Origin of the sequence: uncultured Flavonifractor sp. (genome assembly GCF_944385615.1) — a bacterium.
In the GTDB taxonomy this organism is placed as follows: domain Bacteria; phylum Bacillota; class Clostridia; order Oscillospirales; family Oscillospiraceae; genus Flavonifractor.
The window spans coordinates 1-21,772 of sequence record NZ_CALWXV010000044.1 but is presented as its reverse complement, the minus strand read 5'-3'; the positions used below and the strand labels follow the sequence as shown (position 1 = coordinate 21,772).

Sequence of the window (21,772 nt, the reverse complement as noted above, 5' to 3'; positions counted from 1 at the left end):
CCTTTGTACTTTTCATCCGCCACCCGGTACAGCTCCTGGAAGCATTGGGTGTAGAGCATACCTACGAGGTAGTTCATACTACCGTCCGCCACGGGAATGACACAAAAAATAGCCCGCTTGCGTTCTCCAAGAGAGCCGAAGTCCATGTCGTCCCGGAAGGTCATGGCGGCAAACTGCGGCATGGCCAACGCCGCCAGACGGACAGCTGCCGACACCAGGATGGTCTTTGCCGTCTTGCCGGCGGCCTGCTTAAAAATCTTGTACTGGTGGACTGCAATGTGGTCTGGTTTCTCATATTCCAGCTCCAGGAACAGTTGATCCAGAGGGCTTTGGAACTGGTCATCCTCCTCTCGTACCTGCGCACAGGTCAGCAGGTAGGTAATCATTTCAAGGTTTTGCTCATAAGGCGGAGCCTCATGGAGCAGATAGAGCATCAGGGCAGAATCCAGCGCAATTTCCGCTTTCTCCCAGAATGGGTCAGAGTTATTTGCGTTCTTGGGGGTGGTGTTGCGGATTAGATTGTCCATCAGCTTCAGCACGTCGGCCTCGTTGCGGATATAGGCAAAGGGGTTATAGCCATCCGATTGGCTGGGGTCAATCAGGTTGAATACCACGATCTCATATCCCATCTCTTTGAGCAGGTTCCCGGAAGCCCGCAGCAGCTCCCCCTTGGGGTCTGTGACGATATAGGAGCAGTTTGCGCTGTAAAGCCACGGCTTGGCCACAAAACGGGTTTTACCGGAGCCAGAGCCGCCCACCACGACGATGTTGAGGTTCCGCCGGTGCTTGTAGCTGTTGAAGCTGATAGACACGTTCCTGGTCAGGATCACGTTGGACAGTGGATTTTTGGTATCCATGTACTTCTTGCAGAGGGCCTTGGGGTCGCCCCATTTGGCTGAGCCATACTCCTCTCCGGGCCTGCGATTCTCCCTGGAGGTGTAATACAAGCCGATTCCGCAGCAGTAACACACCAGACAGATCAGCACAACTTTTATGGAGTGTGGCTTCCACTGGATGGAGAATGGACGGGCAAATTGCCCGGAAATGCGCTCCATCAGGGTAAATAGATTCATACCGTCCTCATAGGCGGTAGCGATCAGCAGGGCTGCCCAAATCACCAAAATGGACAGTGCCGCCCACAAAGGGGCGGCACTGCGGAAATTCTGACTGCGCTTCACGGCTTAATACCCAGTCTTGGGCAGGGTCGTGATGGTCTTGGCGTAAACCTTGGTCACCCAGCGGCTCACGGCCTGAATCCACTGACCATTGTAGACGCCGCCCACATCGGCCACATTGACAATGCTGGAGCCATTGGCAAGGCCATTCACCACATTGCCGTGGATATAGGCGGTTTCCACCTGACCAAAGCCGCCCTTGACGGTGCCGAACACGAACATGATCTCAGTGACACGCTCGTTGGAGGCAAGGCCCAGGGCCGCAGGGCTGGCTTCCAGCACATAGTTCTTGGTGGTGGAGAGGCTGTCCGCCAGGGTCTGATAGCTGTCCTTCAGATTGGTCTTATAGACGATCTTGTAGGAGAGCTGCTGGTTGTAGGTGCCGGTAACTACCTTGGAGAGCGACACCTGACCGGGCAGCGTGTCTCTCCAGTAGAACGAGGAGAGCGGCACGGTGGAGGTGTTGCCAATGCCGGTGATGGTGTACCGGATAGGCTGGTTGGGCATGACCTCGGCATAGCCGGTCTTTTTAATGGATACGCCGGTGGACACGCTGTTGTCCTCCACCTCGAAGGTCACAATCTGGCCCTCATAATCCAGGTATGCGGTCAGGACGGTGGGATTGATGGAGTAATAGTCGGGCGCCTGTACCTCACGGATGGTATAGCGGCCCAGAGGCAGGAGTTTGGATACCGCTCTGCCGTTGTAGTCGGATACGATGGTATCCACCACATTGCCGGCCTTGTCGTAGACCTCGAATACAGCGCCCTCCAGCAGCGTCCCGGCGGGCAGGGCGTTGATGGGGTTATCGTCCGCCGACTTCTTGATGATCTGGATTTGCCCCATGATGGGGGTGTTCTCCCACTCCACCAGAGTTGTCTCGCCGGACTTCACATAGACCGTCTTGCGCTGGGTGTCCAGGATGTATCCCTCGTTCTCCAGCTCACGGAGATAGTAGCGCCCAGTTTCGATATTCTCGATGTAGACGTAGCCCTGGTTGTCGCTGGTGTACTGGCCCACGGGGTTGTTGCCAGCGTCATACAGCAGGAAGGTCACGCCGTAGATGCCCTTTCCGGTGCTGCTGTCAGTCTTGTGAATGAGGATGCCGGAGAAGGCTTTGTTGGTCACGGTCAGCTTACTGGTCTTGCCATCCTTTACCTCGAAGTAGTGGGGGGTATCGTCCAGCTTATAGCCCTCCGGGGCCTCGATCTCCACCGCATAATAGGCCCCGTCCTCCAGAGCCAGGAACACCCGGCCATACTTGTCGGTGGTCACAGTATCCACCAGGGCGTCATCCATCTTGCGGATTTCAAAAGTGGCGTTGGCCAGTCGCTCCGTTTTATCCGCCTCGTCCACCTTGATGATCTCCACGCCGCCCACAGGGTCGTTGTAGAAGGTCAGCTCCTGGGTGTCGTTGGGATTGATCACCACCGTCTGGGTGCGGGTTTCCTCGTGGATGGTGTAGCCCTCAATGGTCTTGGTTTCCGTCACTACAATGGTGCCGGTCAGCCCGGACAGGATGATCTGGCCGTTTTCATCGGTGGTATAAAGGCCCTTGCTGGAGAGGGTGCCGCCTTCTGCGTCCACATAGGAGCCGTCGGAGTAGGTCAGCTCAAACTCCACGCCCTCCAGGGGAGCCTTGGTAACGGAATCCAGCTTGTTGATGATAAGATTGCCCTTGGGCTGGTTGAAGAACTCCAGGGTATAGGTCTGATGATCCTTGATCTCGATGGTCTTGGGGGTATTGTCCAGCAGGTAGCCCTCCTTGGCCTTGACCTCCTGCACCACATAGCCACCCGGCTCCAAGTCAGGGATGGTGATATAACCGTTTTCATCGGTACGGAACTCACCATTGGACGTGCCGACTACGGCCCCGTCCGTGGTGGTCACTTTGAAGATTACCTCACTGAGGGGTTCCTTGGTTGCGCTGTCCATCTTCTTGATGACCAGCCCGCCCAGCGGCTCATTGGCGATGGTGACTTCCTTGCAGCTGCCGCTTTCCACCTTGACGGTCTGGGCGGTGCCGTTGAGCAGATAGCCCTCTGCGGCCTTGGTTTCCGTAATGGAGTAGCAGCCGGAGGGGATGTGGCTCAGCTTGATCTGGCCGTTGGCGTCGGTGGTATAGGTGCCTGCGGGGTACTCACAGCCGTTGCACCCGGCAATCTTAAACTGGACGCCGGACAGGGGCTTGTGGGTCACGCTGTCTACCTTGGTAATGAGGAGACAGCCCTGGGGCGCATTGCGGAACTCCAGGGTAACGGTCTGTCCCGCCTTGATGGTAGCGGCCTGGGGAGTATCGTCCAGCTCATAGCCGGTCTTGGCTCTGGTTTCCTTGACCACCAGGGTAGTGCCGGGGTCGATCCCCTCGATCAGAATCGTACCGGCGCTATCGGTGACAAATTTGCCGTTGGCGTCGCCTACCACAGTTCCGTCGGCGGTAGTGACCATGAACTCCACATCGCTGAGCGGCTCACGGGTTTCGCTGTCGATCTTCTTAATCAGCAGGCTTCCCTTGGGGGAGTTTCCGAAGTACAGCTGCACCACATCCTGCTCCTTGCCGGAGATAAAGACGGTCTGGGGTGCGGTGTCGATGACATGGCCATTGGGACTGGCCAGCTCCTCCACGACATAAGTGCCCGCCTCCAGGCCGGTGACGGTAAAGCTGCCGTTGGCGCTGGTCTTATAGGTGCCGATCACGGTGCCGCCGGTGCCGGAGGTGCCGCCCAGGTAGCGCACCTGGAACACAGCGCCCTCCAGGGCCTCGCCGGTGACGGAATCGAACTTCCAGACCACCAGGGCACTGAGGGGCGTGTTCTCAAAAATCAGCTCCACAGCCTTGTCGTTGTCCACATAGATGGTCTGCTCGGAGGGGTCACGGAGGGCATAGCCGGTGGGCGGATCAACCTCCACCACCTTGTACCAGCCGGTGTCCAGCTTATCCAGGTAGATTTCGCCGTTTTCATCGGTATAGTAGAAGTTCTGATCCAGCTTCTGATAGGTGCCGTCCTCGGTGTTGTCCTTGGCTACCCAAAGCTCAAACTTTGCCCCTTTCAGGGGATTGCCAGTGACAGAATCAATCTTCTTGATGGTCAGGCCCGGTTTCTTTTCGTTCTCAATGGAGATCTCGGTGGTTTTACCGGGCCGCAGATAGACCTCGTGAGGGGTGGAGTCCAGAATGTAGCCGTCCGGGGCCTGAATCTCGGTGACGATGTGGCATCCAGCTTTCCCGCCTCACTCAGTTCCTTGAGCCGTTTGGCCTGTCCCAGGCTGGGAGAAACCTCATCCCGTTCCATGATGACCAACAGGGCAGTTTGCTCTTTTTCGCTTAGATGGGAAATGTAGTCCGCTGCGGGTGTGACTTTCAAAACACCATTGTCCACCTGTTCCAGTAGGGGCGGGATCAGCTTTGTTAGGCGGATATACCGCTGAATGTTTGTCACATTTTCGCCAACTTGCTCACTTAAAATTTGAACAGAAAACTTCCCACGAAAATTCTCTCCAACTTGGAGAGAATTTTTTGATGGCCGTCCGGCCTGTCGCTTCATAGCCTCAAGTTTCAAGCTATATGCCCTTGCTTTCTCACTGGGCAGCAAATCCTCACGGGTGATATTGTAGTCTACCACCAGAATGTCGGCCTCGTCATCCGTGTACTCCCGGACGATAACCGGGAGGCTTTCCAGGCCAACCGTCCTGGCACAGTAGAGCAGCTTGGCATCTGTCGATATGCCAGCAAACCGATTGTCTGTAAAGAGTAGCTTGGGGATGCGGTAAAATGAGAACTGTTCTGCTTCATAACCGTAATAATAGGAAAGTTCCACAGAAGCCATAACGATCACCCCCTATCAAAAAAGGAGAGCGTATTCAAAACGCTCTCCTTCAACAAATGATATGATACTGATATATTTGATTTGAAGTTCATCGCTCAAGCAGACGTGCTGCCGTGATTGATGTAGTGAGCGATGTATGCCACAATGGATTCCAGTGCTTGTCCACATATCATGTACCGAGGCATCTCCGGCTTTGGATCATGCAGACAACAAGATTCTGGCCTCATAGAGGATGTCCAAATGCCGGTTATACCCATCCACCCGTACAGAGCCTGACAGCAGTTTTGTCCCGCTGTTCTGCCCGGATTGGTCCTTTGCTTTAACCGTTATTAACAATATGGGCTACCAGGCGCAGGTTGTGCTCGATCAGCTTGTTGCGGGCCTCCAAATCGCCCTGGGCAGACAGCTCCAGATAGCGGCGCTCCTCCTCCGCCTTCAAAGGGCGTGGGAAGGAACCGCTCCCCCCGCCCGACAGGCGCAACGTGAAGAAAAACTGGTTGAGCAGCAGCAGGATCCATGCAGGAATCATTGTTCACACCTCCATGGTCCCACTGTATTCCGACAACCTTTGTCCCTATACGGTCGGGGTGACCTTCACCTGTAGCTCGGTGACATATTCCGCCTCCAGATTGGTGTCGTGGGCGTCAATACGGTAGAGTTCCAGGGGTGCCCCCACCGGACAGCGGCCCGCCGCCTCCACTCCGGCCAGCAGCCGCTTCAGATGGTCCTGCAGCCGCTCATAGGGGCCCCGGTAATAGAGCCGTGCATATTCACCCGCCGGCAGGGTATCATCAAAGGGCAAGCCGGGCTTGGTCAGGAAAAATACCCGGGAAAAGTGGTTATACACCCCCGCCTTCAAACTCTCCTCATCCATGGCAGCCCCCATGCACTGACTGCCGATGACCTGGATGTAATCCTGGTGACGCTGCTCCAGCCGTTTGAGCTGGAAGTCAATTTCCTTCTCCAGAATAAAATCTTTTTCCAGAAAGACATAAGGCCGGGACGGCTCCTCCACCAGCTCCACCAAGCCGTCCTTCACGGCCTGGTAGCGCTCCAGACGCAGACGACGGTCTGCTGCCTCCTGCCGGGCAGCCTCCAGCTCAGCCATCCGCCGCTCCAGCAGCGCCTCCTCCCGCTCCAGCAGGGTCAGGGTCTCTCCCACCGACCGCCGTTCCAGATAGGTCCCGATCTCCCGGGTGGGTAGGTCCAGTTCCCGCAGGGCCCGGATGATATTTAAGGTACACACATCCTGAATCCCGTACAGCCGGTACCGGTTCTCCCCCCGTACTGGATGGAGCAGCCCCTTTTCCTCATAATAGCGCAGCGTATCGGGGCACAGATCAAATAATTTGGCCAATTCGTGGATCTGATAAAACTCTTTCAACTTTTTTGCCTCCCGCTCTTGACTCTCGGATAGTACGAGGGTTTATGATGTTCTTACAAAGAGGAGGTTTTACCCGTGAATCTGGTCGCTAAATTTTTCAAATTCACCATTCCGTCCATCGTCTCCATGTGGATCTTCTCCCTGTACACCATTGTGGACGGTATCTTTGTGGCCCACGGCGTGGGCAGCCACGCTCTGGGAGCAGTCAATCTGTCCATGCCCTTCGTATCCCTGATCTTCACCATCGGCATCCTGTTGGCCACCGGCACCTCCACAGTTCTCTCCCTGGCTCTGGGCCAGGGGGACGAGGAAAAAGCCCGCAACTATTTTAACCAGAACCTGGCGGTAGTCATCGTTCTGTCTCTGGCCCTGACAGCGGTGGTGCTGCTCAACCTGGAGCGGGTAGCCCTGTTCCTGGGGGCCAGCGGGGACCTGCTCCCTTTAGTAAAGGAGTATGTGGCTATCATCGCCTGCTTTGCCGTGTTCTTCACCGTATCCTATAACCTGGAGGTCCAGGTAAAGGCGGACGGCGCCCCCCACGTCAGCACCATCGGGGTGCTGTCCTGTGCCATTATGAATGTGGTGCTGGACTACGTCTTCGTCATGCACTTCCACTGGGGCGTGTGGGGAGCCGCCCTGGCCACCGGCCTGGCCCAGGTCACTTCTACGGTGATATTTGTGGTCTATTTTGTGCGACACCCCGCTCCCCTCCGCTTTGGACGGTTCAAACCCGATTTTGGGGCCTACCGGCGCATCCTCCCTCTGGGTACCTCCGACGGCCTCAGCGAGTTCTCTAACGGCCTGGTCATTTTCCTGTTCAACCAGACCATTCTCCAGGTAGTGGGAGATGCCGCCCTTACCTCTTATACCATCATCAGTTACGTCAATACCCTGGTCCTCATGACCATGATCGGTACCGCCCATGGGGTCCAGCCCCTGTCCAGCTTCTATTTGGGGGCGGGTCAGCGGCCCCTGTGTCACAAATTTTTATCCTATGGCGTCAAGCTGGTGGCTGTAGCGGGACTGCTCTTCTTTGGCATCTGCCAGCTGCTGGCCGGGCCTATTGTGGGTCTCTTCCTGGAAGGGGGCGATCCCCTCTTCGGCTACACCGTTACCGCCCTGCGGCTCTACGCTTCCTGCTTCCTGCTGATGGGCTTCAACGTGGTAATTTCCGGCTTCTTCACCGCCATGGAGCACCCCTTCCCCGCCCTCACCATCTCCTTCGGACGAGGCCTGGTGCTCATCTCCGGCTGTCTGGTGGTGCTGTCCACTCTGTTCGGGGATGTAGGCATCTGGCTGGCTCCCCTGGCCTCTGAAGGGATCTGCCTGGTCATTACCCTCTTCTTCCTGCTGCGCTATTTCCATCAGGTACGGCAGAAAGAGTCGGCAGGTGGACTGGAGGCTCCTTCCTCTGCCCGATAAGCGATCCCCATAACAGAGAACCCCCCGGTATAACCGGGGGGTTTGTTTATGTGTTTAACAGGTAGCGCTCTACAGCCATGCCCACGCCGCCCTCCCGGTTAGTACCGGTGGTGTAGCGGGCGGCCGCCTTGGCCTCATCACTGCCATTGTCCATGGCGAAGGACCACCCCGCCCAGCGCAGCAGCTCCAGGTCGTTGCCCGCGTCGCCAAAGGCCATGACCTGCTCAGGACCCAGGCCCAGCTTGGCGCACAGGGCCTGCACCGCCGAGCCTTTATTAGCCCCAGAAGCAACGATTTCCATATTTTCTTGAAACGAGTTGGTCACGTCCAGACAGCCGCAAGCCGCCACCGCGTCCAGCAATTCCTGCCGCTTCTGGGGAGGCACATGGAAGATATGGATCTTCTCCACTGCCTTGCCGTCCAAAGCGGCGTTCAGGTCATCTGGAAACTGGGAGACTGTCCGCAGCACCTGGGCAAACTCCGGGGACAGAGCCCAGGATACCACCTGCTCTACCCGGTCACTCTGGATATAGTTCTCCCCCTCGCAGTAGACCTCAAAGGGCAGGCCCCAGTCCAGCAACAGGGTGATAATGGTACGCCGGGCAGCCTGGTCCATAGGCCGCCGGTAAATCCACTCTCCTGCCGCCACATCCAGCACCGCCGCCCCGTTGGAGAGGACGGCGTACCGGGTGACCCCGATCTGGGCATCCACCGCCCGCAATAGGGACCAGGCCCGCCCGCTGGCGATGGCTACAGCCGCCCCCAGCTCAGATGCGACCCGGAGGGCCGCCACATTGCGGGGAGGCACAGTGGCGTGGTCATCGTCCAGCAGAGTGCCGTCCATGTCCAGACAAATCAGTCGGATATCGTTCATTTCTTCAGCTTCAGAGCCTGGCGTACCTTCTCAATGATACCCTGGGGGGTGAGTCCATAGGCCTCCAGCACCGCCTTGGCAGCGCCAGAACGGCCGAACTCATCGTTGACGCCGTGGCGTACCACGGGCACCGGGCAGTGCTCGGACACAAACTCGGCCACGGCAGAGCCCAGACCGTTGAGGATGGTATGCTCCTCGGAGGTGACGATACACCGGGTCTCCAAAGCGGCCTTCAGCACGATCTCCCCGTCCAGAGGCTTGATGGTGTGCATGTCAATGACCCGCACGGAGATACCCTCCTCCGCCAGGGTCTGGGCAGCGGCGTAGGCCATCTGCACCATCATACCGGTGGCGATGACGGTGACATCGGTGCCGTCCCGCAGCAGAGAGCCCTTGCCCAGCTGGAAGGTGTAGCCGGGGATCTCGTCGGTGATGCTGTCCACCGCCAGCCGGCCCAGGCGCAGGTAGGCGGGACCGTCATAGTCCAGCAGAGCTTTTACCGCCAGGCGCATCTCGGGGCCGTCGCAGGGGGAAACCACCATCATGTTAGGGATGGTGCGCATGAGGGCGTAGTCCTCAATGCACTGGTGGGTGGCGCCGTCCTCGCCCACAGACAGGCCGCCGTGGGAGCCCACGATCTTCACGTTGAGCCGGGGATAGGCCACCGAGTTGCGCACCTGCTCATAGGCCCGTCCGGTGGCGAACATGGCGAAGGTGTTGGTAAAGGCCTGCTTGCCGCAGGTGGCCAGACCGGCGGCCACACCGGTCATATTGGCCTCGGCAATGCCCATGTTGTAAAAACGCTCAGGGAACGCCTTGGCGAAAAATTGGCTCTGGGTGGAGCCGGACAGATCGGCGTCCAGAACCACCAGATTGGGGTACTGCTCGCCCAGCTCGGCCAGGGTCTTTCCGTATGCCACCCGGGTGGCGATCTTCTCACTCATGGCTTACTTTCCCTCCAGTTCCGCCAGCGCGGCCACCAACTCCGCGTGGGCCTTCTCATACTGCTCGTCGTTGGGGGCCTTGCCGTGCCAGCCATAGTCCCCCTCCATGAAGGAGACCCCCTTGCCCTTAATGGTCTTGGCCAGGAGCACAGTGGGCTTGTCCTTGCAGGCGGCAGCGGCGGCAAAAGCCTCCTCCAGGGCATTGAAGTCGTGGCCGTCCACATGGATCACATTCCAGTTGAAGGCCTCAAACTTCTTGTCCAGAGGCTCGGAGGGCATGACGTCGGCGGTGGCGCCGTCGATCTGCAGCCCGTTCACATCCACAATGGCGCACAGGTTATCCAGGTGATACTTGGCCGCGGACATGGCGGCCTCCCACACTTGGCCCTCTTCGATCTCGCCGTCGCCCAGCAGGGTGTAAACCCGGTAGTCCTTTTTGTCGGCCTTGCCTGCCAGCGCCATACCCACAGCGGCGGAAATACCCTGGCCCAGAGAGCCGGTGGACATATCCACGCCCTTGACACAGTTCATCTCCGCATGGCCGGACAGATCGCCCTTGATAGAGCGGAAGAGCTTCAAATTCTCCACAGGGAAGTAGCCCTTCAGCGCCAGGATGGGATAGAGGGCGGGGGTGCAGTGGCCCTTGGACAGCACGAAGCGGTCCCGGTCGGGGTCACGGGGGGCGGCGGGATTCACCCGCATCACACCATTGTACAGAAGAGTCACGATTTCCATTGCTGACAGAGAGCCGCCAATGTGGCCGGAGGCCGCATCATGCACCATATCCATCGCCAGCACACGGGCGTGGGCGGCTGTGACAGCCAGTGCGTGGAGCTTTGACTGTTCCATTTGATTCACCTTTCCATTCTGTCGGCCTCAAGGGCCAATATTCTCTGACTTTAGTATACCTTAGAAAACTCCTTGTTTCAACCATCGGTTCACAAAAAAACGCGGGCATTCCGCCCGCGTTTTTGGACTTACTGAACATGACGGGGCATTTTCCACCGGTTAGAACGGTAGAACCACCAGCCCACCGGAACCGAGCTGGACACGGCGATGCCGCAGGCCAGATACACGCCATAGATACCCATAAAGTGTTCCAGCACCACCGCCAGCACCAGGCGGACCACGATACAGTTAAGGAAGGAGTTCCACATGATGAATACCGTATGCCCTGAGCCGGTGGCCAGGGTGTTGTAGGTAAACATACCGGCATAGAAGAGCTGACAGATGATCTCGATGCGCAGGTTGATGACCGCCCAGTGCTGGACCTCTGGATCGGGGGTGAAGATCATCACCAGCCAGGGGGCCAGCAGCTCAGCCAGCAGAATGATAATGGCCGCCATACCCAGAGACAGCTTCATGCAGGTCTTCATGACCTGCTCGGCCCGGTCGTACAGCTTGGCCCCCAGGCACTGGGCGCACATGGTGCCAGCGCCGGTGGTGAGGGCGGACAGGAAGAGCTGGCAGAAGTCCCGGATCTTGTTGGACGCGCCGTTGCCGGCGGACACCGCCACGCCGTACTTGTTCACCAGGGTGAGCACCACCAGCCAGGAAATACTGGCGATGGTCCACTGAAGGGCCACCGGCAGGCCCAGCTTCAGGGTCATGCGCACCACCCGGCCCTCGGGGCGCAGATACCTGAGTGTCAGACCCAGGCTCTCCCGGTGGAGCAGGCTGAACACCAGGGCGGTGACAAAGGACACCGCCTGACCGATGACGGTGGCCAGGGCAGCCCCCGTTACTCCCATCCGGTACACCGCCACAAAGAGGATGTCCAGAATCACGTTGAGGCTTACTGAGGCAATGATGCAATAGAGCGGAATGCGGGAGTTTCCCACGCCCCGTAAGATGGCCGACAGGGCGTTATACCCGAAGATGAACAGCAGGCCCACGCCGCAGATACCCAGATAGGCCGCCGACTCCGCCATGGCTGGGGCTTTCAGCAGCACCAGGAAGGGCCTGCCCAGCAGCAAAATCAACACGGTAAACAGGATTCCGGCGATGATACCCACGGTGAGGGTATTGCCCGCCGCCTTTTTCCGGTCCTCCTCCGCCCCGCTGCCGAAGTAGCGGCCCACCAGAATGTTGCCGCCCACCGTCAGGCCAATGGCCAGCTGGGTGAGCATATTCATGATGACGCTGGCGGTATTGATGGCTGAGATGCCGGTGTCACCGATGAAGTGTCCGGCGATGATGATATCCGTGATGGAATAGATGGCCTGCAACAGGCTGGAGGCCACCAGGGGCATGGCGTAGCGGATCAGCTTCCGGCTGACGCTGCCCTGGGTCAGGTCATTTTGAAGGGCGGGCATTCCCATCCTCTCCTTTTCCTCTGTCTCATACGGAGTATAGTGTAATCCGCCCCCGGGTTTCCCGCAATCCCCACCTTTTACACAGCAGCTTTCCTTTTGGTAAGCGAAAAGAGGCTGTTGCCCATTCCAGTTGTACATTTCCCGGGCAATTTTGAATTCCATAGAGTATAAAAAATGGACGCGCTGTTTTCAGCGCGTCCATTTCATAGCTCTTTTACTTGCTGTGCTTCTTCATCAGATACTCATGCATGGAGGCGGCGGCCTTCTTGCCGGCGCCCATAGCCAGAATAACAGTGGCAGCGCCGGTAACGGCGTCGCCGCCGGCGTACACGCCCTCCCGGCTGGTAGCCATGGTCTCCTCGTCCACCTGGAGACAGCCCTTCTTGTTGGTCTCCAGGCCGGGGGTGGTGGACCGGATCAGGGGGTTGGGGCTGGTGCCCAGGCTCATGACCACGGTATCCACGTCCAGCTTGAAGTTGGAACCCTCCACCACCTTGGGGGCACGGCGGCCGCTCTCGTCGGGAGCGGTGAGGCGCATCTTCACACACTCCAGAGCGCCCACCTTGCCGGTACCGTCGTCCAGCACCCGCACGGGGTTGGTGAGCAGCATAAACTCAATGCCCTCTTCCTTGGCGTGGTGGACCTCCTCTTTCCGGGCGGGCATCTCCTCCTCGTCCCGGCGGTAGAGTACGTACACGTGCTCAGCGCCCATGCGCTTGGCACAGCGGGCGGCGTCCATAGCCACGTTGCCGCCGCCGATGATAGCAGCCGAGCCGGAGATCTTCAGGGGGGTATCGTACCCCTCCCGGTAGGCCTTCATCAGGTTGATGCGGGTCAGGTACTCGTTGGCGGAGTACACACCCGCCAGGGTCTCGCCCTCAATGCCCATAAACATGGGCAGACCGGCGCCGGAGCCGATGAACACGGCCTCGTATCCCTCCTCAAACATCTCGTCGATGTCGAAGGTCTTGCCGATGACCATATCGGTCTCCAGATCCACGCCCAGAGCAGACAGCTTGTTGACCTCGTTCTGCACGATGGCCTTGGGCAGACGGAACTCAGGGATGCCGTACACCAGCACGCCGCCGGCGGTATGGAAGGCCTCGAATATGGTGACCTCATAGCCGTGCTTAGCCAGGTCGCTGGCGCAGGTCAGGCTGGCGGGGCCGGAGCCCACCACCGCCACCTTGATGCCGTTGGTCTGGGGCTTTTCGGGCATAGCGTTGATGTTCTCCCGGTACCAGTCGGCCACAAAACGCTCCAGACGGCCGATAGCCACCGGCTCGCCCTTGATGGCCCGGACGCAGCGGGCCTCACACTGGCTCTCCTGGGGACACACACGGCCGCTGACGCTGGGCAGGGCGTTGGTGTCGGAGATGATCTCATAGGCGGCCTTGAAGTCGCCCTCGGCCACCTTGGCAATAAACTCAGGGATACGGATATTCACCGGGCAGCCGCCCACACAGGGCTTATGCTTGCAGTTGAGGCAGCGAGTAGCCTCCTCCATCGCCATCTCGGCGGTATAACCCAGGGAAACCTCCTGGAAATTGTGGTTGCGCACATTGGGGTCCTGCTCCGGCATGGGGACCTTCTTCAAACTCATATTCGGCATGGTATCAGTCCTCCTTACTGGATCATTTCCTTGGCAAGCTGGTCCATCCGGCAGGCGTGGCGCTCCTTCTCCTCCGCCTCCTGGGCACGATACACCGCGTTGCGGTTCATCAGCTCGTCAAAATCCACCTCATGACCGTCAAAGTCGGGGCCGTCCACACAGGCAAACTTCATCTTGCCGCCCACGGTGACCCGGCAGCCGCCGCACATACCGGTGCCGTCGATCATGATGGGGTTCAGGCTCACGATAGTCTTGATGTGGTAGGGCTCGGTGGTCTTGGACACAAACTTCATCATGGGGATGGGGCCGATGGCGATGACGGCGTCGTAGTGGACGCCGGAGTCGATGAGCTCCTTGAGCTTGACGGTAACAAAGCCCTGCTCGCCATAGGAGCCGTCGTCGGTCATGATATAGCAGTGGTCGCTCACCGCCTTGAACTCGTCCTCCAGGATCACGATGTCCTTGGAGCGGAAGCCGGCGATCACGTCCACCTCAATGCCCTCGGCATGGCAGGTCTTGGCCTGGGGATAGGCGATGGCGCAGCCTACGCCGCCGCCCACCACGCACACCCGCTTGGCGCCCTCGGGCAGCTCGGTGGGCAGGCCCAAGGGGCCCACAAAGTCCTGAATATGGTCGCCCTCGTTCAGGTCGGCCAGCAGCTGGGTGGTCAGACCCACCTTCTGGAAAATAATCGTGATCGTGCCCTTCTCCCGGTCATAGTCGGCAATGGTCAGGGGGATACGCTCGCCCTGCTCATCCAGGCGCAGGATAATGAACTGACCCGCCCGGGCCTTCTTGGCAATCAGAGGGGCCTCTACCTCCAGCAGGGTAACGCTGGGGTTGAGAACCTGTTTCCGTACGATCTTTACCATGTTGATTCAACCTCTTCTTCTCTGCGGTCTGTAGTGCGGCCCCTCCGGCGGATGCCGCTTCCAGCCATCTCGATTATGACTGACCAGTTTAAAATCCTACAGCCCCAACGGTTTGCGGCTTTCCAGTCATACGGATAAACGATATCAGTTTTCCCTTACTTTGTCAAGCGGCAATCACCGCCTTTGGCGGTTCCGACAAATAAACCGGTGGTTACAGCGGCCAAACGACCCGAATCACGAACATCCCGTCCTCCAGCGCCGCCTCTACCCGGCAGCCCATCTGGGCGGTGAGGGTTTTGACGATGGCCAGCCCCAGGCCGGTATTGCGGCCGGTGCGCATTTTATCCGAGGTAAAGAACCGGTCAAACACCCGGGGCAGGTCCTCTTCTGTCAACTCATGGGTCTCGTTGGCGAAGAGGCTCACCACCCCCTCCTCCGTCTGAAAAAGGCGGACGGTCATTTTTCCCTGGCCGTGGTCCAGAGCGTTGCGGATCAGGTTGGTGAACACCCGCAGCACCCCGCCGCTGTCGGCCTGCACCGGCGGCAGATTTTCCTCCAGCTCCACTGTCATGTCAAAGCCCCGGTCGGTAAAGTCGTTGTAGAAGGCGGCCAGCAGGCCGGACAGGCTGGAGTACAGATTCACCGGCTCCCGAGTCAGGGGGTACTCCCCGCCCTCCAGCCGGGACAGGTCATAAAAGCCGGTGATGAGGCTTTGAAGGGCCTTGGCCCGGCTCTCCACCACCGCCAGATATTCCCGCCGCTCCTCCTCTGTGAGCCCACCCCCCTCCAGCAGCTGGAGATAGCCCAGAATAGAGGTCAACGGGGTGCGCAAATCGTGGGACACGTTGGCGATCTGCTGGCGGAGAGAACGCTCCCGCTCCAGCCACACCGCCTGATCCTGCCGCCGCAGCTCCAACAGACGGTTGACCTGCTCCAGCAGGTCCTCCGCCGCCCGGTTGGGCACCGCCAGCCGCAGCCGGGCGGTGCTGTCGGTCCGCTCCAGTTCTTCCAGCTGCCGGGCGGCGCTTCTCAGGGACTTGCGCTGGGTCCACACCCACACCCCCAGAACAGCGCACACCGCCGCCAGCACCATACACAGGATAACCGCCATCAGAAACCCTCCTTTCCAACCTGCAACCTGAAAGGGCGTGCCGTGACTGCGGCACGCCCGTCGGCTCTTTCTTATTTGATCTCCTTTTTGTCCAGGCAGAACAGACCCAGCATGGTAGTCACCGCCATCCAGCCCAAGCCAATGGTCCAGCACCACACCTGGTACTCCCATGTAATCCAACCCGACAAATAGTTGGGCATGAGCAAGGAAAAGGGCATCAGAACAGCCTGGATCAGGCTGCTCATCCAGCCTTGGGTGAAGGTGACGATGAGGGCCACCAGAACCGGCTGGCCAAAAAAAGTGAGCACATAGTAGATGGAAAGCCACCCCGCCGTGCTGGGGATGAGCATGGCCATCATATGGCACAGGCCATACACCCCGCACCAGATGGGAAGCGCACCCAATAGGGCAAAGCCCACCACAGCCATAGTCGTCAGGTCCTCCTCCGGGCTGTGAGGCAGTACGAGCCACCCTGTCAGCAGATAGCCTCCCAGCAGCAACAGGCACAGCCCAAGCCCCAGCAGCAGGCCGGCAATCAGCTTGCCTAGATAAATCCGCCTCCGGCCCACACCGAAAGAGACCTCGTTTTTCAGGGTGCTCAAGGAGCCGCCGTCCACAATATTGGTGAGCAGCGGAGCCACCAACAGCCCCAGCAGCATGGTGGTCGTAGCGGCGGAGGCCATTTGATAAAAGACCTCCGCCGACAGCATCAGCGCGGTGAACAGGGCGGTGAGGGCCACCAGAATCAGGACCAATACATAGATCCCCTTGTGCCGGGAGGCTCTCCACAGCTCGGCTTTGATGTAATTGAGCATGCCCGTCCCTCCCGGCGGCGTCCGTCAACGAATCTCTCTTTTCTGGAACGTAACGATACCCACCAAAGTGGCCGCCACGGTGAGCACCAGGCCCACGATCCAGCACAGGCCCAGATAGTCTGTCTGGAAGGCGCGCTGGTACAGCTGCTCCAGCAGGACGGCGGGCATGAGCTGACGGATGTGCTCAAAGCCCGGGTGGATCAGAAGGCCGCACAGCTGGAGGATGGGGGGCAGCACGCCCAGCAGAGCCACCACCACAAAGGCGGCCAGGGTGTTGTTGGGGATGATGAAGTAGCAGGCCATGGTCAGCGCCTGGGCTCCCAGCCACAGGGGCAGGGCCCCGGCCAGAACATACCCCAGAGTAGCCAGGGCAGAACTGTCCGCCTCGTTGTGGGGGAGCAGAATCCAGCAGAACCCCAGATACACACCCACCATCACCACGGCGGCCATGAGGGCCACCAGCGTGGCCACCAGCAGCTTGCCCAGGTAGATACGCGGGCGGGGAGTCCCGTAGGCCACCTCATTTTTCAGGGTGTTATACTTGTATTGCTCAGAAAAGATCATGTCGCCGGTGAGGATGGCGGCGTACAGTCCGATGCTCACCATCATGAACAGGGTCACCAGGCTGCCGCTGAAGTCCACGCCGGTGTTGCCGTGGGTCCAGGTGAACCAATACCCCCAGATCAGCAGCCCCTCCAGGGCCAGCACCGTCAGCAGGGCACTATAAAAATACTTTCTCCGAAAAACCTTATAGCATTCGGCGGCCAGATAGTTACGCATGGCGGACACCTCCGATCATGGACAGGAAGTAGTCCTCCAGGTTGGCCCCCCGGCTCTCCATGGAGCACAGGGCCACGCCCCCCTCCACCAGCACCCGGGCCACGGTCTGGGGCTGGTCCAGAAAGCTGTACAGCCGCAGGGTGCCGCCGGGCAGCACCTCATAGTCCCGGGTGCCCAGCTGCTGCTCCAACAGCAGGGCGGCGGCGTTGGGGTCATCCACCTGGACCTCGATGCAGGCCCGGCACTTCTCCTCCAGGGCCTTGGCACTGATCTGCTCCAGCATGACCCCGTTGTCGATGAATCCATAGCAGGTGGCCAGGTTGGCCAGCTCCGGCAGAATGTGGCTGGAAATGAGGATGGTGGTCTGGCGCTGCTGGTTGAGCTTGAGCAGCAGGTTGCGAAACTCCACGATGCCCTCCGGGTCCAGGCCGTTGATGGGCTCATCCAGCAGCAGGAAGTCGGGCCGGTTCATCAGGGCCAGAGCCAGCCCCAGCCGCTGCTTCATGCCCAGGGAGAAGTTTTTGAAGGTCTTTTTTCCGGTGTCGGCCAGGTCGGTCTCCTCCAGTACCTGGTCCACCGTCCCCTTGCCGGGAATGCCCCGCTGGAGGCGGTAGTACTCCAGGTTCTGCCGGGCGGTAAGATAGGGGTAGAAGCTGGGGGTCTCCACCATCACCCCGGTACGGGCGCGCAGCTTCAGCAGGTCACGCCCTGCGGTGCCGAAGAGGGTGACCTCCCCCGCCGTGGGTACGGTCTGTCCGGTAATCATGCGGATGATGGTGGTCTTGCCGGCGCCGTTGCGGCCTACCAGGCCGTAGATCTGGCCCTTTTCCACCGTCAGCTCCGCCCGGTCCACCGCCAGATGGGACCCGTAGCGCTTGGTCAGGCCCTTGGTCGCCAATATGGTATCTGTCATTGGGCATCAGCCTTTCTTTTGGTTTGTGATGCCAGTATACAGGCAAGGCCATAACCGGTCTTTAAGCAAAGGTGAAGAATGTTTAAAGTTGGGTGGGATGGCGGCGGGGGCTTGCCCCCGCCTTTACAGATCGCTCAGCTTAAAGCCGATGCCCCAAACGGTGCGGATGTACTCGGCAGGACTGGCCTTGGCCAGCTTGGAGCGCAGGTTGGAGATGTGGACGTTCACTGTGTTGTCGTCCCCCATGTACTCCCCACCCCACACCTGCTGATAGAGTTCTTCCCGGGTAAAGACCTTCTTGGGGTGCTCCATCAGCAAAGCCAGGATACGAAACTCCCGGGCGGTAACCGCCACCGGCTTGCCCGCCGCGGTGACGGTGACCCCCTCCTTATCCAGGGTCAGATCTCCGTGGGTGAGCACCGTATTGCCGCTGCCCCGGTCAAACTGCTTGTACCGCCGCAGCTGAGCCTCCACCCGGGCCAACACCTCGGCGTTGTCAAAGGGCTTGGGGATGAAGTCGTCTGCGCCCAGCCGGAGCACGTTTACCCGGTCCTCCAGCCCCGCCTTGGCAGAGAGAACGATGACCGGCATGGTCTTGTTCCGGCGCAGCTGGGCAATAAACTCCTCCCCCGTCAGCCCCGGCAGCATCAGGTCCAGCAGCACCAGGTCATAGTCGTACTGCTGGGCCCACAGGGAGGCCTCGCTGCCCGAGTAGGCCGGGCGGCAGTCATACCCCGCCCCGGTGAGGATCTTGCACAGCAGATTGTTGATGTCCTGGTCGTCCTCCACCACTAAAATATGACAGGTCTCCATTTCCCATTCCTCCCGGTCCGTTGTTCCTTATTTGATCCGCAAACGCTTGGCCAGTTCCTGGTCTGGGTCCACCACCGCCGTCTGATAGGTGGTGTATACCACCATCCCCGGCCGGGCTCCGGCGGGCTTTTTCACATACTTCACCGGGGTGTAGTCCACCGGCACCCGGGTACTGTCCCCCGCCTGGGAGAAGGTAGCCGCCAGGATGGCCGCCTCGGTGAGGCTCTGAGCGTCGGCCTCGCCCCCCTCCAGCCACAAAATCACATGGGAGCCGTGGATCTTCTGGGTGTGGAGCCAGATATCGCTCTTGTAGGCCAGCTTGGTGGTGAGCTGGTCGTTCTGGCTGTTGTTCTTGCCCACGCTGATGCGCAAGCCGGCGGTGGAGCGGAACTCCATGGGCTTGCCCGCCACCTTTTTCTCCCGCTTGGCGGCGGTCTTGGGCCGGCGGAGATAGCCTGTCTCGGTGAGCTCCTGCCGGATCTCCCCCAAATCCCGCTCCCCCTCCGCCAGGTGGATGTTCTCCAGCACGCTGTTGAGATACTCCAGCTCCTTCTCACCCTTTTCGATCTGGATGGTGAGCATCTCCTCCGCCTTCTTGGCCTTGTTGTAGTCCTTATAATATTTGGCGGCGTTCTGCTGGGGAGTGAGCAGGGGGTCCAGCTTAATCTCGATCTCCTGATACTCCGGGTCGTAGAAGTTGGCCGCCCGCAGAACGGACATACCCTTCTCCATCCGGTGGAGGTTGGAGGTGATGATATCCCCCTGCTGCCGCAGCCCCTCCCGGTCCAGGGTGGCGACCAGCTCCTTCTCCTGGTTGGCCAGCTTGCGGGCGGTGCGGTCCCGGGCGTTGGTCACCGCCTTCACCAGATCCTGGCCCCGCTGTTTGACCCGCTCGGCCGCCTCCCGGCGCTCATAAAACCGGTCCAGCAGGGCGGAAAAACTCTCCTGACGGATGCTCTCGGTCTCCGGTCCGTACTGCAAAATGGGCAGGAAGGAGAAGTCTGCCGCCTTGCCCTCCCGCACCAGCAGATATGGGGCAAAGTCTTTTTCATTTACAGTCTTTTGGAGCTTGTCCAGCTCCCGGACCAGCCCTTCCTCTCCCCCGGCCCGGAATACCAGCTCTCGGGCGATCAGGGGGGACAGGCCGGTAAACGCATCCATCAGCAGCTTTTCCGGCTCCTTACCCATGGGGTTATCCAGCGCGGCGGCCAGCTCCGCCTCATCCAGAAGAAAGGGGTTTTGCTTGGCGGGCGGGGCCGGAGGACGATAGAACAGGCCGGGCAGCACCTGCCGCTGGCCCTTGGACAGGTCGCCGTCAATGCGGCGGATGCAGTCCAGGATGCGCCCCTCCCCGTCCAATAGGATCAGATTGGCGGAGCGGCCCATAGCCTCCAGCACCAGGCGGCGCTCCACCCGGTCCCCCAGCTCGTCAATGGTCTCCAGCTTGAAGTCCAGGATACGCTCTAAGGGGGGCTGGTTCAGCTCCAGAATACGGCCCCCCAGCAGGTACTTGCGCAGCAGCATACAGAACATGGGGGGCTTGTCCGGGTTCTCCCGGTTGAGGGTGGTCAGGTGGGCTCTGGGGTGGCCGGGGTTGGCCGAAAGCAGCAGCTTCAAATTCTCCCCCTGTCCCCGGAGAAAGAGCACAATCTCATCCCGGGTGGGCTGGTAAATTTTATCAATCTTGCCTCCCACCACAGCCCGGCGGAGCTCCTCCGCCACGGCGGTGAGACACAGGGCGTCTAACGGCATGTCTCTTCCTCCATCATCACGGCAAACAGTTCATTAAGCCGGTCGGTACGGCCCTGGAGCCACAGCCAGCCGAAGAGGGCCTCCAATCCGGTGGCAGCCTGATAATCCGCCCGGCTGGCGTTCTGGGGGACGCTGTGGGGGCTGGTGTTGCGGCCCCGGCGGAACACGTCGTGCTCCCCCTCGTCCAGCAGGGGGAGGATCTTCTCCACCGCCCTGGCCTGGGCTGGGGCGGCCACATAGCGGACGGTGGCCCGGTGGAGACCCTTGGAGGTGGCCTTGCCGTGGAGGCACAGCCAGGAGCGCACCATCAGCTCAAAGACGCCGTCCCCCAGGTGGGCCAGCCCCAAAGAGCTGATGCTCTGGAGCACGCTGGGGTCGGCATTCAGGTGAAAATAGTCGGTCATATGTGATTCCTCATTTGCAGTCTGGGATTTCATTGTGCCAGTATACCGCAAATAGGAGCAAATTACAACTCTTCCAACGCCTCCAGCCGGGGACAGCCGCCGGGCCGGAAGGGAAAGCACAGATAGGGCCGTCCATCCAGCTCTTCCAGCCGGGCAAAGCAAAATACAGGGGTCAAGGGAAAAGGCTTGTCAGGTCCGTAGGGGTAGGCCAGGGAGAATCCATTCCGCTCCTGCCGCACCAGGGCGGGGCCGGGGGCAGCGGCGGCCAGCAGGGGCTCCCCCATCAGCCGTCCAGGGGCATTTTCCCGCTGCCAGCCCTTGGGGGGTCCCTTCTGCCCGCCAAAGGAGAAGGTCAGCACCGCTTCGCCCCCCTGGGGGGGCCAGGCCCCCTGCCGCTTCAGCTCGGCCACCGACAGAGTACGCTCCAGCTTCAGCTGGCCTCCCTGGGGTACGAAGGTGCCCAGCAGAGCCTTTCCGCCGGGGCCGGACAGCCAGCATTTATACAGCCCCTTGTTATCGTCAGGGAAATGAGCTTTACACACCGCCCGGCCGTTTTCCTCCCATACCGTCAGCCGTCCCTTGCCCCCCGCCAGGGAAAACCGCTCCTCCATCCGCCTGACCCCCTTTGTGTCAGTGTATGCGCCGCGGGGGATTGGCAGAAGAAAAGGGCGGCGCGAACGCGCCGCCCTCAGCCTGTCGAGAAACCCGGTTTATGCATCAAGTATAAGCCGGGTTTCTGGCGTATAGAGGCCAAAGAAG

General features: G+C 59.8%; 20 protein-coding genes. 1 reads left to right on the top strand and 19 read right to left on the bottom strand.

The window, feature by feature from the left end; translation table 11 throughout:
- The 5 genes from Q0J75_RS10605 to Q0J75_RS10585 form a co-directional block, all read right to left on the bottom strand.
- Positions 1 to 1,118 (bottom strand): VirD4-like conjugal transfer protein, CD1115 family (locus tag Q0J75_RS10605; protein ID WP_297200849.1); only part of this gene is annotated, 1,118 nt, incomplete at its 3' end.
- Positions 1,119 to 1,181: 63 nt separating this feature from the next.
- Positions 1,182 to 4,229, bottom strand: coding sequence for a SpaA isopeptide-forming pilin-related protein (locus tag Q0J75_RS10600; protein WP_363315740.1), 3,048 nt, complete (start codon positions 4,227 to 4,229; stop codon positions 1,182 to 1,184).
- 35 nt (positions 4,230 to 4,264) lie between these two features.
- Entirely contained in the window at positions 4,265 to 5,002 is a 738-nt protein-coding gene (locus Q0J75_RS10595) for a hypothetical protein (RefSeq protein WP_297200846.1), read from the bottom strand.
- A gap of 319 nt (positions 5,003 to 5,321) precedes the next feature.
- Positions 5,322 to 5,531, bottom strand: coding sequence for a sporulation sigma factor SigK (locus tag Q0J75_RS10590; protein ID WP_297200843.1), 210 nt, complete (start codon positions 5,529 to 5,531; stop codon positions 5,322 to 5,324).
- A 45-nt stretch (positions 5,532 to 5,576) separates the two neighbouring features.
- Positions 5,577 to 6,386: a MerR family transcriptional regulator gene (locus Q0J75_RS10585; protein WP_297200840.1), complete on the bottom strand. Its 810-nt coding sequence runs from the start codon at positions 6,384 to 6,386 to the stop codon at positions 5,577 to 5,579.
- Positions 6,387 to 6,461: 75 nt separating this feature from the next.
- Here Q0J75_RS10585 and Q0J75_RS10580 point away from each other — a divergent pair, with 75 nt between their 5' ends.
- Positions 6,462 to 7,808: an MATE family efflux transporter gene (locus Q0J75_RS10580; RefSeq protein ID WP_297200838.1), complete on the top strand. Its 1,347-nt coding sequence runs from the start codon at positions 6,462 to 6,464 to the stop codon at positions 7,806 to 7,808.
- Positions 7,809 to 7,854: 46 nt separating this feature from the next.
- Here the strand turns inward: Q0J75_RS10580 and Q0J75_RS10575 are convergent, their stop codons facing one another.
- The 14 genes from Q0J75_RS10575 to Q0J75_RS10510 all read right to left on the bottom strand — a co-directional run bounded on the left by Q0J75_RS10575 (position 7,855) and on the right by Q0J75_RS10510 (position 21,624).
- Positions 7,855 to 8,682, bottom strand: a complete 828-nt coding sequence (locus Q0J75_RS10575) for a Cof-type HAD-IIB family hydrolase (protein ID WP_297200835.1) — start codon at positions 8,680 to 8,682, stop codon at positions 7,855 to 7,857.
- Positions 8,679 to 9,626, bottom strand: a complete 948-nt coding sequence (locus tag Q0J75_RS10570; protein WP_297200832.1) for a transketolase family protein — start codon at positions 9,624 to 9,626, stop codon at positions 8,679 to 8,681. The genes Q0J75_RS10575 and Q0J75_RS10570 overlap by 4 nt, the downstream gene beginning before the upstream one ends.
- Before the next feature lie 3 nt (positions 9,627 to 9,629).
- Positions 9,630 to 10,475 carry a transketolase gene (locus tag Q0J75_RS10565; RefSeq protein ID WP_297200829.1) on the bottom strand — a complete coding sequence of 282 codons (846 nt, stop codon included), beginning with the start codon at positions 10,473 to 10,475 and terminating at the stop codon, positions 9,630 to 9,632.
- Between the two features lie 128 nt (positions 10,476 to 10,603).
- Positions 10,604 to 11,941, bottom strand: coding sequence for an MATE family efflux transporter (locus tag Q0J75_RS10560; protein WP_297200826.1), 1,338 nt, complete (start codon positions 11,939 to 11,941; stop codon positions 10,604 to 10,606).
- A 214-nt stretch (positions 11,942 to 12,155) separates the two neighbouring features.
- Positions 12,156 to 13,553, bottom strand: coding sequence for an NADPH-dependent glutamate synthase (gene gltA / locus Q0J75_RS10555; RefSeq protein WP_297200823.1), 1,398 nt, complete (start codon positions 13,551 to 13,553; stop codon positions 12,156 to 12,158).
- A gap of 14 nt (positions 13,554 to 13,567) precedes the next feature.
- Positions 13,568 to 14,425, bottom strand: a complete 858-nt coding sequence (locus Q0J75_RS10550) for a sulfide/dihydroorotate dehydrogenase-like FAD/NAD-binding protein (protein WP_297200820.1) — start codon at positions 14,423 to 14,425, stop codon at positions 13,568 to 13,570.
- A gap of 211 nt (positions 14,426 to 14,636) precedes the next feature.
- Entirely contained in the window at positions 14,637 to 15,536 is a 900-nt protein-coding gene (locus Q0J75_RS10545; RefSeq protein WP_297200817.1) for a sensor histidine kinase, read from the bottom strand.
- 71 nt (positions 15,537 to 15,607) lie between these two features.
- Positions 15,608 to 16,351 (bottom strand): hypothetical protein, encoded by a 744-nt coding sequence (locus Q0J75_RS10540; protein ID WP_297200814.1) that lies wholly within the window; start codon positions 16,349 to 16,351, stop codon positions 15,608 to 15,610.
- A gap of 24 nt (positions 16,352 to 16,375) precedes the next feature.
- Entirely contained in the window at positions 16,376 to 17,131 is a 756-nt protein-coding gene (locus tag Q0J75_RS10535; protein ID WP_297200811.1) for an ABC transporter permease, read from the bottom strand.
- On the bottom strand, positions 17,124 to 18,044 hold the full coding sequence (locus Q0J75_RS10530; protein WP_297200808.1) for an ABC transporter ATP-binding protein: 921 nt from the start codon (positions 18,042 to 18,044) through the stop codon (positions 17,124 to 17,126). The genes Q0J75_RS10535 and Q0J75_RS10530 overlap by 8 nt, the downstream gene beginning before the upstream one ends.
- Before the next feature lie 123 nt (positions 18,045 to 18,167).
- Positions 18,168 to 18,857 (bottom strand): response regulator transcription factor, encoded by a 690-nt coding sequence (locus Q0J75_RS10525; protein WP_297200805.1) that lies wholly within the window; start codon positions 18,855 to 18,857, stop codon positions 18,168 to 18,170.
- A gap of 27 nt (positions 18,858 to 18,884) precedes the next feature.
- Positions 18,885 to 20,609 (bottom strand): Rqc2 family fibronectin-binding protein, encoded by a 1,725-nt coding sequence (locus Q0J75_RS10520; RefSeq protein WP_297200802.1) that lies wholly within the window; start codon positions 20,607 to 20,609, stop codon positions 18,885 to 18,887.
- Positions 20,600 to 21,013, bottom strand: a complete 414-nt coding sequence (locus Q0J75_RS10515; protein WP_297200799.1) for a Mini-ribonuclease 3 — start codon at positions 21,011 to 21,013, stop codon at positions 20,600 to 20,602. Before Q0J75_RS10515 ends, Q0J75_RS10520 begins: the two co-directional genes overlap by 10 nt.
- Positions 21,014 to 21,075: 62 nt before the next feature.
- A complete protein-coding gene (locus Q0J75_RS10510) occupies positions 21,076 to 21,624 on the bottom strand; it encodes a hypothetical protein (protein WP_297200796.1) in 549 nt (182 codons plus the stop codon).
- Positions 21,625 to 21,772 lie beyond the last annotated feature (148 nt).